This window comes from Methylomonas koyamae (assembly GCF_019669905.1).
Lineage (GTDB): Bacteria > Pseudomonadota > Gammaproteobacteria > Methylococcales > Methylomonadaceae > Methylomonas > Methylomonas koyamae.
Genome location: NZ_AP019777.1, coordinates 3,186,572 through 3,199,979, shown reverse-complemented (window position 1 = coordinate 3,199,979; position 13,408 = coordinate 3,186,572). Strand labels below are relative to the sequence as shown.

General features: G+C 52.5%; 9 protein-coding genes. 2 read left to right on the top strand and 7 right to left on the bottom strand.

The window, feature by feature from the left end; genetic code table 11:
- Nucleotides 1–580: 580 nt before the first annotated feature.
- From MKFW12EY_RS14320 to MKFW12EY_RS14305, 4 genes are all read right to left on the bottom strand, one after another.
- Entirely contained in the window at nt 581–2,050 is a 1,470-nt protein-coding gene (locus MKFW12EY_RS14320; RefSeq protein ID WP_221053238.1) for an MBL fold metallo-hydrolase, read from the bottom strand.
- A 370-nt stretch (nt 2,051–2,420) separates the two neighbouring features.
- Entirely contained in the window at nt 2,421–2,849 is a 429-nt protein-coding gene (locus MKFW12EY_RS14315) for a desulfoferrodoxin family protein (protein WP_054762750.1), read from the bottom strand.
- A gap of 292 nt (nt 2,850–3,141) precedes the next feature.
- Nucleotides 3,142–4,359, bottom strand: a complete 1,218-nt coding sequence (locus MKFW12EY_RS14310) for an efflux RND transporter periplasmic adaptor subunit (RefSeq protein WP_054762752.1) — start codon at nt 4,357–4,359, stop codon at nt 3,142–3,144.
- 8 nt (nt 4,360–4,367) lie between these two features.
- Nucleotides 4,368–7,541, bottom strand: a complete 3,174-nt coding sequence (locus MKFW12EY_RS14305; protein ID WP_221053237.1) for an efflux RND transporter permease subunit — start codon at nt 7,539–7,541, stop codon at nt 4,368–4,370.
- Between the two features lie 530 nt (nt 7,542–8,071).
- Between MKFW12EY_RS14305 and MKFW12EY_RS14300 the strand changes: the two genes are divergently transcribed.
- Nucleotides 8,072–9,409 (top strand): pentapeptide repeat-containing protein, encoded by a 1,338-nt coding sequence (locus MKFW12EY_RS14300; protein WP_221053236.1) that lies wholly within the window; start codon nt 8,072–8,074, stop codon nt 9,407–9,409.
- 255 nt (nt 9,410–9,664) lie between these two features.
- Entirely contained in the window at nt 9,665–10,783 is a 1,119-nt protein-coding gene (locus MKFW12EY_RS14295) for a restriction endonuclease (RefSeq protein ID WP_082409838.1), read from the top strand.
- A 31-nt stretch (nt 10,784–10,814) separates the two neighbouring features.
- On the opposite strand, the gene MKFW12EY_RS14290 is transcribed toward MKFW12EY_RS14295, so the two are convergent.
- The 3 genes from MKFW12EY_RS14290 to MKFW12EY_RS14280 all read right to left on the bottom strand — a co-directional run bounded on the left by MKFW12EY_RS14290 (nt 10,815) and on the right by MKFW12EY_RS14280 (nt 13,399).
- Nucleotides 10,815–11,849, bottom strand: coding sequence for an IS630 family transposase (locus MKFW12EY_RS14290; protein ID WP_221053235.1), 1,035 nt, complete (start codon nt 11,847–11,849; stop codon nt 10,815–10,817).
- 312 nt (nt 11,850–12,161) lie between these two features.
- On the bottom strand, nt 12,162–12,386 hold the full coding sequence (locus MKFW12EY_RS14285) for a Fe-Mn family superoxide dismutase (protein ID WP_245006312.1): 225 nt from the start codon (nt 12,384–12,386) through the stop codon (nt 12,162–12,164).
- Between the two features lie 257 nt (nt 12,387–12,643).
- A complete protein-coding gene (locus tag MKFW12EY_RS14280; RefSeq protein WP_054761910.1) occupies nt 12,644–13,399 on the bottom strand; it encodes a superoxide dismutase in 756 nt (251 codons plus the stop codon).
- Nucleotides 13,400–13,408 lie beyond the last annotated feature (9 nt).

Sequence of the window (13,408 nt, the reverse complement as noted above, 5' to 3'; positions counted from 1 at the left end):
AACGCCTCATCTATGATTTAAAACCTGCTGTTTGAACCACTGGTTGCCCTCTTTCTTGAATGTCGCAAAATGGCCTGGGCGAACCAAAAAGGACGCAAGATCGCGTGCCGAAAAGCCGCCATCCTCTGAACTTAAGGCTGGAAAATTTCGCCAGCATCCTCAGCGGCAGCTATAGGCCGATCGCATCGATAACGCCTGGTCGTCGACTTTAACCCGCAGGAACGCAACGCCTACCTGGTTTGGCTTCTGCCGCCATGACGGAACGCTACATCCAAGCCATCGCTTCAGCCGGCTTGACGAGTACCCGATTCGAAACGCCTGGTTGCCCACCCAGGGCGAAATCCGGTCCCGCCCCCTGGGAAATCAGGGGCAAATCGGCGGACCTGGATAAAATTGAAGTGTTTTTCTTCGCGTTGGAATATCAAAAACAGACTTGTTCAGGGTTTTCTTAACTTGACGGCATTGCGGCTAGGAAGCGCTTTAACCGGCTTGGATGACGGATGGTGTCGGAGGGGGGGAACTGAGGTGCGTGGGTAACGTTTTCGTTCCCACGCAATGTCTTGGCAGCGGTCTTTCTTGTTTAGCGGGCGGCTTTGGTGATGCCGATGGCGTTGCGCAAATCGGCCAGCGTTACTACCCGTGGCCCGTGCAATGCGGCAATCTGCTTCACATCCAGTTTCAGTTTTTGAATGTTCTGGTACAGATTCACCGAATAGGGGTTAGGCGAACTCGGTGCCGGCGCGTTGGCGGCCAGCGGTGTGTAAGCGTCAGCCTCGACCAGAATTTTTTCCTTGGGCAAATACACCGCAATAAAGGCATCGTTATGGCTGTTATCGGCCAGCGAATGGATCTCGATGCTGCGTTTGCCGTCGCTCAATACTTTTTTACCGGTAAAACTCTCGAACTTCGCGGCTTTTTTCGACGCTTCCAGCCGGTCCGGATTGATCGAATGCGGATTGCTCCAAATGGTTTGATAGTAACTTTGATTGGGGTCGTGGGTGACGATGGTCGCGCCGGCATCGACGAAGGTCCGTAAGCCGCCGGAATGGTCGAAGTGGGCGTGAGTATTGACCAAATACTTGATCGGTTTGTTGGGGACAGTCTCTTTCAGTTTTTCGATCAGGGCCAACGAGCGTTCTTCATTCAGCGGCGCTTCCACCAAAACGATGTGATCTTTCTGCTCGATCGCCACGCTATGGTGCGTGCCGCCGGTCAAGTAATACACGCCGTCGGCCAATTTATTGGCCGCTACGACGACAGAGGGCTTTTTGGAAGCTTCGGCGGGAATGGGTAGATCGACCGGCAGGTTGGCTTTGACATTGTTGACATTGATGTCCAGCACCGGAAAACCGCCGGCCAGGCGGACGATGTGGCTGGGGAACTCGCCGCCGTCAAAGGCTTTGTAATCGCTGAAGCGGGTTTCGACTAAGGTGTCGCCCAGCACCGGATTATCGATCCAGGTTTTGACATTGGTCAGTTGGTGTTCGGCATTCAGCGTACCGACATAGCGGTATTTGCCGGCCACTGTAAAGCTGACTTCGGTGTTCTCGCCCTTGGCCTCCGATTTGGCTTGATGAGTTTGCGCCGCACGTAAAAAGCCTTGTGGCGTGCTCCAAATTTCCGCCGCGCGTTCTGCGCTTGCCGCCGGTTGCGGCGTGACCGTTGGCGTACTGGCGTTGGCCGCCGGCGGCGCCAGATTCCAGGCCACGTTGCCGTTAATATATTGATCGACTTTTTGCTCGGTCGGCACCGGCCGATTGCGGCCGGCTCCTATCTCCTGCAAACGGCTGATTTGCACCCGCGCGCTGGCCGTTTCGTAATTGATGTCAGCGGTATAGCTTTTTACCGCAAACGGCGGCCACGGTAGTTCGGGGCTGGGCGCTTGGCCAAACTGGTACCAGCGGCCGGTGCCGCTGAATTCGATGGATTTGATGCTATCGACGCCAGCGGCATCCGCTGCCTGCTTGACGGCGTTCTGGTGCAGAGAACTGCAACTGACGGTGGTTAGCGCCAGGGTAAAACCGGCGGCGGTGAATAGAGGGTTGCGCATGTTGGCTCCTGAATGTTCAAAACGGCTGCCACTGGATGTTTCCTGCCAACGAGCAGCCAAATTTAAAATTGAGAAAGCCAAGTAGTGCAAACCTCGTGCCTGGGCAGAATTTATCCGGGTATTTGCCGCTGGTGCCAGTGAAGCTGGCGAATCAGGCTATGCAAACCCGGTCAGGGTTAAACCCATGTTTGTTGGTCAGTCGGCAGAAATTGCTGTTGCGCTGTTGCTGGGGACGCAGGTTTGCGCCGACAAGGTGGAAGGTGTTGCGAGGATGTCAGGCCGCCGTGGACAAGCTGTTTTCTCGTCGCCAGGGCGATGGACTAACTTCTCGATTCAAACAAAAAACCCGCCGGCGGCGGGTTTGAGGTGGTTACACTTCGGCGCTGCTTAGCCACAAATCGTGTTTGTTGCACAGGCTCAACGCGTATAGGGTGCCGCTGTAATTATCCAGGCTAAACGTCGAAACCGGCACCGTGTCCTTGGTGGGATCGAAAAAGTGTTCGGCCAGGAATTTGTAATCCTTGTCCAGCAACACGTGCTTGACGATGTAATGTTCGTAGCCTTTCAATTCATGCGGCGTTGTGACTTTGACGTTGGTTTTACCGCCGTCTTTGCTGGCTTCGATGACCGGCAAATGCGTGGCGGCCTTGCCGTTCCAGCGGCCTTGCGAGTCTTTGGTATAAAACACTTCGCCGGGCGGGGTCGGTAGCTTGCCGGCTTCGGCGTTGACGACGGCCGGAATGGCCAGGCCGGCTACCGCGCCGGCGGCGCTGAGTTTGATAAAATCGCGACGTTCCATGGTGATCTCCTGATAGTGTGTGGGTGGTTTTGGGTGAGCAGTTTCCTGCGCAGCGATAAATGATAAATCTGTCGGGTTAAAGTATTAATCGGCTGTCACTATTCAGCTTCGGCCAAAAATAGCTGGTTTACTGTCTCTCCCGCAATGAGGTTGTCGTTAAGTTAAGGCAAGCATCCCCTCTCCCCTAGGGGAGAGGGGCAGGGTGAGGGGAATCAACATTGGGTATTGTCCTTGTTTCTAGTTCTCCTCACCCCAGCCCTCTCCATCAGCAGAGGGAGACATCGGCTGAGCGTCAACCGGTTTTCTTCGCTTGACTGGGTTTTTCCGCGGTTTTTGGCGTCGCTTCGACTATGCCGACGCTTTCGCCTTCGACCAACAAATCGGACGGACTGGCGACCAGTATGTCATCGGCGGCAATGCCTTCGACAATTTCCACTTCCTTGCCAAAATCCCGTCCCAGTTTTACCGGTTTGAAGCTGACTTTTTTATCCTCGCCAACTACAACCACGTGAACGCCGGCCTGGTCGATCACCAGCGTATTGGCCGGGGCCAGCAAGGCCGGGGTTTTGGTGGGCACGTTGATGCTGATTTCGACGTAACTGCCCGGTAACAGTTTGGCATCGTTATTGGCCAGCACGATTTCCGCCTGGCGGCTGCGGGTTTCGGTGTCCAGCGCGCCGGCCACCCGTTCGACGCGGGCGGTCAGCGCTTTGCCGTCTTTCTTGTCGGGCAGTCTGACGCTGACGTCCTGGCCGGTTTTGATTTCGTCGGCGTAAGCCTGCGGCACCCAGACATTCAGGCGCAACGGATCGGTTTGGGTCAGCGCGAATAATTCCTGGGTGCCGGCGTTGATCAACGCGCCAACGTCCACTGCACGGCGGGTAATGACACCGTTGAAAGGCGCATGCACTCGCCGGTAGCCTTCGATGTTTTCCAGACGTTTGACGTTGGCCACGGCGGATGCAACATCGGCCTCGGCTTGCAGGAAGGCGGCGCGTTTTTCCTCAAACTCTTGCAACGGGGCGCCGTCGGTTTCGTTGAGCTGGCTCCAGCGTTGCAACGTGGTGCGCGCCAGCTCAGCCTTGGCCTTGACCTGTGCCAGCGTGGCCCGGCCTTGCGCCAATTCGTGTTCCAGTTCCGGCACATCGATTTCCGCCAGCAAGTCGCCTTGCTTGACGGAGTCGCCGATGGTCTTGTGCCACTTTTTTAAATAGCCGTTGCTGCGGGCGAAGATTTGGGTTTCGGTGTAGCCGCGCAACGTGGCGGGCAACACCAGTTTGCGGGCATTCTCGCCAAGACGCGGGCGGGCGGTGATGACATTGCGCTGCAAGGCTGCGGCGGTGGTTTCCTGCAATTGCTGGTCGTGGCGTTGATTGGCCGCCAGCCGCAATGCGGCGCCGGACAACAACAGGCCCAGTATCACCAGACCGGTACGCTTGGTCAGGCGCAAGGTGGTGCCGGGGTTATCGGTTTTGGGTAATTCAAAAGCATGACTGGTCTGGGTTTTCATAAATAATGCTAGGCAACTGAAAAAACGGGATGCGGGCGGCGTTGTTCCAGCCAGCGATGAACGCCGGCAAAGACCAACGGCACGAATAACAAGGTGGAAACGGTGGCAAAAGCCAGGCCGCCGATCACGGCCCGGCCCAGCGGCGCGTTTTGTTCGGCGCCTTCGCCCCAGCCGATCGCCATCGGCAGCATGCCGACGATCATCGCAAAGGCGGTCATCAACACCGGCCGCAAGCGGGTGGCGGCGGCCTCCAGCGCGGCGGTGGCCGCTGGCACGCCGTCCGTGATGCGGGTTCTGGCAAACGACACCAGCAAGATACTGTTGGCGGTAACCACGCCCATCGCCATGATGCTGCCGGTCAATGCCGGAATACTGAGCGTGGTGCCGGTCAGGAACAGGGTCCAGGCGATGCCGGCCAGCGCGGCGGGCAGGGCGCTGACGATGATGGCCGGATCCAGCCAGGATTGAAAATTGACTACCAGCAGCAGGTACAACAGCACGATGGCCACCGCCAGGCCGGACGCCAGGCCGGTGAAGGAGCTATCCAGGGTTTGCAACTGGCCGCGCACGTTCAAATCCACGCCACGTGGCAACTTGCCGCGTAGGTCTTGGACAATGGTCTCGATTTCGCGGCCGACCGAGCCAAGGTCGCGGTCTTCGACGTTGGCGTAAATGTCCAGCACGTTGTAGGCGTTGTAATGGGTCACCGCAGCCGGTAGCACCGTACGCTTTAACGACACCAAATTGCCGAGCAATTGCGGTTTGTCGCCGCTGCCGCTGACCGGGATGCGCATTAACGCGTCGAGATTGTCCAGATCCAGCGAATTGCCCATTACCCCGATATTGACCGAATTGCCGTTGGCCGGATTCAGCCAGAACTGTGGGGCAGTTTGCATGCTGCCGCTCAAGGTCAACAACAAATTCTGCGCCACGTCGCGGGCCGACAAGCCCATTTGCTGGAGCTGCTGGCGATTCATCTCCAGCTCCAGCGCCGGTTTATTCATGCGCTGATAGATATGGGCATCGACGATGCCGTGAATTTGTTGTAGCCGATGCTGGAAAGCCAATACTTGCGGCATGACCTCTTCCGGCTTGCCGCCGATGAACTGAATGTCTATCGGCGCCGGCACGCCAAAATTCAGAGTTTGACTGACCTGGTCGGCCGGCTGAAAGAAAAACTCCAGGGTCGGAAACTGTTTGGGCAAGGCTGCTCGTAGAGCCTTGATGTACTCGACGCTGGGCCGATGCTCGCCGGGGCGCAATGAAATCATGATCTCGCTATCGGCGGTATCCATCGTCCCGGAATTACCGAACAGGGTGTTGCGGGTGCTGTACGGGCCGCCGATGATATCGAGCAAGTCGGCGATTTCGTCCTTGGGAATAATTTGACGGATAACGGCTTCGACCGCGTCAATGTGCTGAGGCATCTCTTCGATACGAGTGCCGGACGGCGCGCGCACGTGCAGGCGAATCTGGCCGGCATCCACCGCCGGAAACAAGTCTTGGCCCAGCAAAGGCACCAGGCCCAGCGACGCCAGGCAAAAACCGAGTATCGCCGAGCCGTAGCGCAATTTGTGTTTTAACAGGTGGCTGACCAGCACCACATAATGGCCGCGAAATCGCTCGAAGCCCGCCTCGAAAGCCCGGTGCAGACGTTGAAAACCGCGGGCCAAAGTATTGCCCGGCGCTTGCTTAAGATGGCCGTGGTGGCCCGACATCACGTATAACACCAGCGTCGGCACCAAGGTGCGCGACAAAATGTACGAAGCCAGCATCGCGAACACCACCGCTTCGGCCATCGGCACGAACAGGCTGCGAGCCACGCCGGTCAGGAAGAACATCGGCACAAACACGATGCAGATGCACAGCGTCGAAACCAGAGCCGGCATCGCAATTTCCGCCGCACCGTCCAGAATCGCCTGATGCGGATTCTTGCCCAGCAGCATTTGCCGTTCGATGTTCTCGATTTCGACGGTGGCATCATCCACCAAAATCCCCACCGCCAAAGCCAGGCCGCCCATCGTCATTAAATTGATAGTCTCGCCGAGCAGATACAGCGCAATCACCGACACCATAATCGACAGCGGAATCGACACCGCGATGATGCTGGTGGTGCGCCAGTTGCCCAGAAACAGCAACAGCATCGCCGCAGTTAACGCGGCGGCGATCAACGCCTCGTGCAACACGTTGCCGATGGCGGCTTTGACGAATAGCGATTGGTCGAACATCAAGCGCATGTTGATGCCTTCCGGCATCAGGCTCAGCATGCGCGGTATCGTGTTCTTCACGTGCTCGACCACTTCCAGCGTCGAGGTGCGGCCGATCTTGAAAATCGACGTCAAAATGCCGCGTTCGCCGTTCTGCCGGGCGATGGTGGTGGTCGGTGCCGGGCCATCGCGCACCGTGGCCACATCGCGGACCAGCGTGGTGGCGCCGTCGACGGTGCGGACCGGCAGGTCGGCCAAACGCGGAATTGCCGTTACCGCACCGTTCAAGGTTACGTCGAACTCGTTGCTGCCGACTTTGACGCTGCCGGTGGGCAGGATCAGGTTTTGTTCGGCCAGGGCATTACTTAAATCCGACGGCGACAGGCCGCGCGCGATCAAGGCCGGGGCGTTGACGTCCAGGGTGATTTGCCGGCTTTTGGCGCCGAACGGGTTGGTCATCGCCACGCCGCACTTGGATTGCAGTTCGGTGCGGACGATGTTGTTAACGTAGTCGTTGACCTCGGTTTCCGGTACCGAGGCGCTGGAAATACCCAACTGCACCAGCGGCAGGTCGGCGGCCGAATATTGAATCACCTGCGGCGGCATGGTCCCGGCTGGCAATGAACGGTACACCGAATTGCTGCTGGACATGACTTGGGCAATCGCCGTGCGGATATCGGTGCCGGGATGAAAGAATACCTTGATCACCGCCGCGCCGGGATAGGTAAACGACTCGCTGTGCTCGATGCCGTCGATCAAGCTCATGCTGCGTTCGACGTTGGCGGTCAGCCGGTCGGCGATTTCCTTGGGCGTCATGCCTTTGTAATCCCACAGCATCGCCACCACCGGTACGTCGATGGTCGGGAAGATATCGGTCGGCATTTTGCGCAGCACGTAAGGCGTGGACAAAATGATAAGCAAGGCTGCGACCACAAAGGTATACGGCCGGCGCAGGGCGATTTGGACAATCCACATGGCGTTTTGGGGAATTCGATTGCGTGTGACGTGCCTTGCCTGGCAGGCCTGGCCTTATTTCAACCCGCCGATGCGCCATTTAAGACAACAAATGCGCTTAAATCAGCAAGTAGTAAGCCAGTTTTATGCGGGCGTTTTTTGGCGTGGGTCCGGCGGGCGGTTTCCGGTGGTGGCCGCTGGTGGCGGCGATTATGTCCGGGGTTAAATTGATTTTAGTGTTGGCTGGCGTGCTGGAAATGGAGCAGGTGCGAAGCAGTTGTTGATGCTGTATCAGCAGTTGCTTTCGTTGTTGGGGGGCGAATTGATTGGATTCGGGAGGAGCTTGGTACTGTGATAGGCAAAGATCACGACGGCGGGAAGTTTTGGGCTGTCGAGAGCGAGCCGTTGCAGGCGCCAGTATAATGAGTTTTATTGGCTAGAATACATAACTTTCATTCAATGTAACATCAGGGATTGATTTCAAGACATGACCTCGTTTTGTAAACATGCATAATGAACAGATCTAAACAAAAAAATAATATGGATTTTTCATGAAAGGCCAAGACATACAAAAGAATTATCTACCTGAACCAGATGAGTTTCAGTTACTGACACAAAGGTTTAGGTCTGGTTTAGAAGAATGGCGCGATGAAAAAAATGAACCTAAATTAGTCAGTTTTGGAGGGGAATATAAACCGCTTTTAAAAGCCTCCATAAATGAGGTTATTGAGTATGCAAAGGAATTTACTGAAAAGTGGCAGTCTATACCTGAAGAACAGAAAAATAATTTTAAAAGCCAGTGGTTTATTGATTGTCGCGGGTTGTTTATTTCGCTTTCACCAGCTGATCTTATAGCTGATCAGAGCGAATTCAGTCGAGATTGGGCGCCGGTTAACTTCGATTATTCCGAAATCCATGATAACTATCTCCTGTTTGCGCACAATATATTCCTTGGCAATGCCAGTTTTTATGATGTGAAATTTTGTCTAGATATTCGTTTCGATGAAACAAAATTTTATGGGGAAGTTAATTTCGATAGTGCACTTTTTTACAGGGAGGCATTTTTTGTTAATTGTGAATTTGGATTTAATAAAGGTGCATCATTTCAAAGAGCTACGTTTTCAAGACGAGCGGACTTTAGTCGCGCGGTTTTTAATCGCGCGCCAATCCTTCACGAGGCCAAGCTTGCTCAAGGCTCTTCATTTACAGGCGCACGTTTTGAGGAAATGGGGCATGACAAATTTCAGCGAGACTTTCAGCAAGAAATCATTGCATTGCGTACATTAAGGCAACTCGCCGCCATTTATAAAGGCCAACAAGATGAAGCTAATTTTTTTGCCTTGGAACAGAGATATTATCGAAAAGTCTTTTTGGCTCCTCGCTTGGAATGGCAAAATGAATCCTACAGAACGAGCAAGCAAGGTAAGCTTGGATTTAATGACTTGCTAGTTTTTGATACTTGGCATCCGGGTAGGCTTAGGTATTGGAAATATTGCTTTGTTCGTTGGACTCCCATTGAATGGTTTATTTCATTGGGTTACGACTGGATATCTGAATACGGCAGCAACGTCAATCGTGCAGTATATTGGCTTCTTGGCATCAACATAATGTCATTCCTAATGTTTATAGGTGCGGAATGCTTAGGCTTTTCTGAATTTAAAATCGACCCTACACAAGGTGAATTTTTGTGCTCTGCAAAATGTCCATCCTTAATTTTCGCATTACAAAACGTATTTACCCCTTTTGGGATTATTTCTCATAAGCCTCTAGTTTTAACCTCTAATATTTTTATTCAGATATTGGCGGGCATCCAATTTCTTGGAACGTATTTAGTGTTGATACTGGCAACTTTGGCAATAAGGACGCGATTTCAAAAAGGAAGTTCGTAAGCTTGGTTGAGCAAAACGAAACCCTGTGGTTCCTCCTTAGTGCTGGGGATGGTTGTTGTCACAATATTTTTCGACGGGTGGATTTGCTTGCTTTCAAGCTCCTGATTGGGAGCTCCAACTTTCGCAAGCTCCAGCTTGTGAGCTTCGAATAGGGAAGCGTAATCGGAGCCTGAATTTAGTGTTCAACCTAATATAAATCAGCGCCAAAGGTTAATAAGTCTATAGTTTTTATTTGTTTATTTAATGGAATTAAGTATGATTTATCAGTGCTATAAATGCAACTCCTATAATTTCCACAAGAATTGCCCTCAATGCGGAGGTGTTGACAGCAATATTCCGCTAAAGCCTGAATATTATCCTGAGTTTGAGTATAAATCAAAAGGGCTTATTGGGGATATTCTTTTTAAGAAGAAAGAGCAAGAAAAAATAGGTGGCAAGTTAGATGCTGTTTTATCAAAATATAATACTTTTAAGAGTCCATATTTTATAAACTATTGTTTTTTGTCATCTCAAAATGCATTAAGAAACATTGCATCTTCAATAGAATTTAATGATTTCGATCTTTTTAAACAGGTGCTGCTTAACTTGGGGTTTGATGAAATTAGCGAATACCCAGGATTGCTTGAAAAGCTGATTATATCAACGGATTTTAATTTTAAATTCAATAATTTTATTGAAATAACTTCACATCATATAAAAGATTCACTAGAGGAAACGCTGGCTTCCTGGATAGAGGAAAAAGGCGATCTTTTTAGGTATGAACTTCCATTGTTAATTCATTATATTTATGATAAGGCTTTATTTAACGAAAGCATCTTGTATTCGAGAAAAGTTGATCCATATGGAGATATGGCTGATATTGACTATGCCACGCGAAATCATCAAGATGTCTACGATATTTGTGAGAATATATACTTGAAGGTACGGGTGAAAAGATTTCAACATACACTTGAGAATTTTAATCCCGATCAATATGTAACAATTTATGCTATTGATGGGATGGATGGTTACGAATTTGAGGATTTTCTGGTTGAGTTATTTAAGAAAAAAGGTTGCGAAGTAAAAAGCACACCTAAAGGAAGAGATCAAGGAGCAGATTTGTTTATTGAATCATTTGGTCAAAGAATAGTTGTTCAAGCGAAGAACTATCAGGGAAATATTGGAAACAAGGCCGTTCAAGAAGTTATAGCGGCTAAACAATTTTATTCTTGTAGTGATGGCATGGTCATTACAAACAGGTATTTTACTCCATCAGCTAAGGAACTTGCCTTGAGCGCAAAAATTAAGCTTGTTGACAGGGATGAGTTACAAAGATACTTAGATGACTACAATACTACGATTATTGAAAACAATTTAGAAACACAGTGCATATAAGATGCGTTTACTGCTCATAAAGAAAGTATTGTCACCCGCCAGCATATTGGCATTCCGGGTGTCTGAAGAAAGATTTAACAACATCCGGGAGTTTCTGTAATCGATGCATGGCGGATTGAACGAGTTTCTTTAATTCGATTTTATTTTCTGGCATTTGCTTGGCTACTCGCGGTTTGATATAGCCCCACACCTGTTCATCGGGATTCAATTGCGGCGCGTAGGGTGGCAGAAAAGCCAATTTCAACCGACCTTGCTGCTGCCCCACAAAGGTTTTAACGCTCTTAGCCTTGTGAACCGGATGGCCGTCGACGACCAGAATGATTGGCTGTTCGGCACCGCGTAGCAGACGTCTCAGGAATTCGACAAACACTTCGGCGGTGACGTTGCCTTCTTGCACCATGAAGCGAAAGTCGCCGCGCGCACTGACCGCAGAGATCAAATTCAAACCAAACCTTCGCCCCGTCGTTTTCACGGTCGGCGGCCGTCCAACCGGCGCCCAAGTAGTACCGGCATGAAAGTCAGAACGCACGCCGGCTTCATCGGCAAAATAGATGACCGCGCCAATGCGCTTGGCTTCGGCCTTCAAGGCAGGAAACTCTTCCGCCTGCCACTTTTCCACCAAAACCGGGTCCTGTTGCCAAGCCCGATACAAGGGCTTTTGCGCTGTAAAACCCAGCAACCGCATGATCCGTCCTACGCTCGGTGCGGTCAGGCGTTTACCAAACTGACGGTAAATGATTTCGCCAATCAACGACAAGGTCCACAAGCCAAACTCCAGTTTCATCTGCCAGGGTGTTTTGTCCCGCACGGTATCGGCGATCCAGCGCATTTCTTCGGGCGTCACTAGTGGTGGGCGCCCCGTGATCTTCTTGGCTAGCAAAGCATTTTGACCGCCGCTGGCAAAATCGGACAACCAACGAAACACCGTGCGTATGTTGACCCCCATCGCCGCCGCCACGCTGGCCGCGGTTTGCCCATTTTTTACGGCTTTTACCGCCTGCTGCCGCATCACTTGCAGGGTATGGTGATCAATTTCTCGGCCGTCGGAATCTCTTTTACATTTCATGAGGCTATTTTCTCATGAATATGGCTTAACTTATTTTAAGAGCAGTAACAGCGTGGAGCTCATCATTCGTGACCACTGCAGCCCGGTAGGGTGGGCACGGCTTTTTGTGCCCACGCGGGTTGCAATGGTGGGCAAATTTGCCCACCCATCTAATAAAAGCACTTAATCGGACGATCAAACATTTAAAGGCCCGTCGGCTTTTGGCCGATCCCGTCAATAATCCCTGGTCCTTGACTTTAACCCGCAGGAACGCAACGCCTACCTGGTTTGGCTTCCGCCGCCATGACGGTACGCTACATCCAAGCCATTGCCTCAGCCAGCTTGACGGGCAATTGCAAATAACTTCAACGCCTTGTCCAGCCGCGCCGCCACCGTTTCCCATTGAATGTTTTTGAAGAACGCGTCCAGATAGGCCGGCGCGGCGGCGCCGTAGTCCATTTGGTAGGAGTGTTCGTACATATCCAATACCAGAATCGGCAGGCTGGCGGTGGGGGCGTATTGGTGGTCCCAATGCCAGTAGCCTAGTAGGGTACGCAACGCGTACCTTCTGGCTTTCGCCACCATGACGGCCTTTTAATGGTACGCGATGCGTACCCTACGTCTGGATTATTAGACAAATCAGATAATTGACTGGACACAGATGGTTTGCCGCCATTGGTTGGCGTGCATTCTATGACTGCTAATGGCCAATCGCGTCGATAACGCCTGGTCGTCGACTTTAACCCGCAGGTACGCAACGCGTACCTTGCTTGGCTTCTGCCGCCATGACGGAACCCTACATCCAAGCCATTGCATCAGCCAGCTTGACGAGCAATTTCCAATAACCTCAACGCCTTGTCCAACCGCGCCGCCACCGTTTCCCACTGAATGTTTTTGAAGAACGCGTCCAGATAGGCCGGCGCGGCGGCGCCGTAGTCCATTTGGTAGGAGTGTTCGTACATATCCAATACCAGAATCGGCAGGCTGGCGGTGGGGGCGTATTGGTGGTCCCAATGCCAGTAGTTTTCCAGGGTGCCGGTATGCAAATTCAAACCCAAGGTCACCCAACCCGAGCCTCCGCCCAAGCCGGCGCCGATGCGGCGGAATTCTTTTTCCCAGGTTGCGAACGAACCGAACGCGGAAGCGATTAGATTTTTCAACGCAGGGTCCGGGGCGGTGCTACCGCCCAGGTTGTCGAAATACAGTTCGTGCAACACCACCGAGCCGGTGCGCAGCAGGTGCTCGCGTTTCAGGTCGTTGTAGATATAAGCCGGCAGATTGCCGTCTTCCAAGAATACCGACAGTTTTTGTTTGACCGCATTCAGCGCCTTGACCGAGCCGCCGTAATTGTTTTCCCAGTGCGAACGGATCAGTTTCTCCGACAAACCGTTCAGTTTGGCCGGATCGAAACCCAAAGGCTTTGGCGCGTGGTCGGCGGCAAAGGCGCTGGGCAAGGCAATAGTCGGAGCCTCGGTTTCGGCGGCGCGGGCGATGCCGGGCGTGACTATCGACAAAGCGGCACCGGCGGCGGCCAGGCTTAAAAAATCGCGGCGGGTAGTAACGGATTCCATGGCAACACT

Bases quoted from the DNA above. Each gene is read 5' to 3' on its own strand.
- MKFW12EY_RS14320 (WP_221053238.1), bottom strand. From the start codon at position 2,050: ATGCGCAACCCTCTATTCACCGCCGCCGGTTTTACCCTGGCGCTAACC.
- MKFW12EY_RS14315 (WP_054762750.1), bottom strand. From the start codon at position 2,849: ATGGAACGTCGCGATTTTATCAAACTCAGCGCCGCCGGCGCGGTAGCC.
- MKFW12EY_RS14310 (WP_054762752.1), bottom strand. From the start codon at position 4,359: ATGAAAACCCAGACCAGTCATGCTTTTGAATTACCCAAAACCGATAAC.
- MKFW12EY_RS14305 (WP_221053237.1), bottom strand. From the start codon at position 7,541: ATGTGGATTGTCCAAATCGCCCTGCGCCGGCCGTATACCTTTGTGGTC.
- MKFW12EY_RS14300 (WP_221053236.1), top strand. From the start codon at position 8,072: ATGAAAGGCCAAGACATACAAAAGAATTATCTACCTGAACCAGATGAG.
- MKFW12EY_RS14295 (WP_082409838.1), top strand. From the start codon at position 9,665: ATGATTTATCAGTGCTATAAATGCAACTCCTATAATTTCCACAAGAAT.
- MKFW12EY_RS14290 (WP_221053235.1), bottom strand. From the start codon at position 11,849: ATGAAATGTAAAAGAGATTCCGACGGCCGAGAAATTGATCACCATACC.
- MKFW12EY_RS14280 (WP_054761910.1), bottom strand. From the start codon at position 13,399: ATGGAATCCGTTACTACCCGCCGCGATTTTTTAAGCCTGGCCGCCGCC.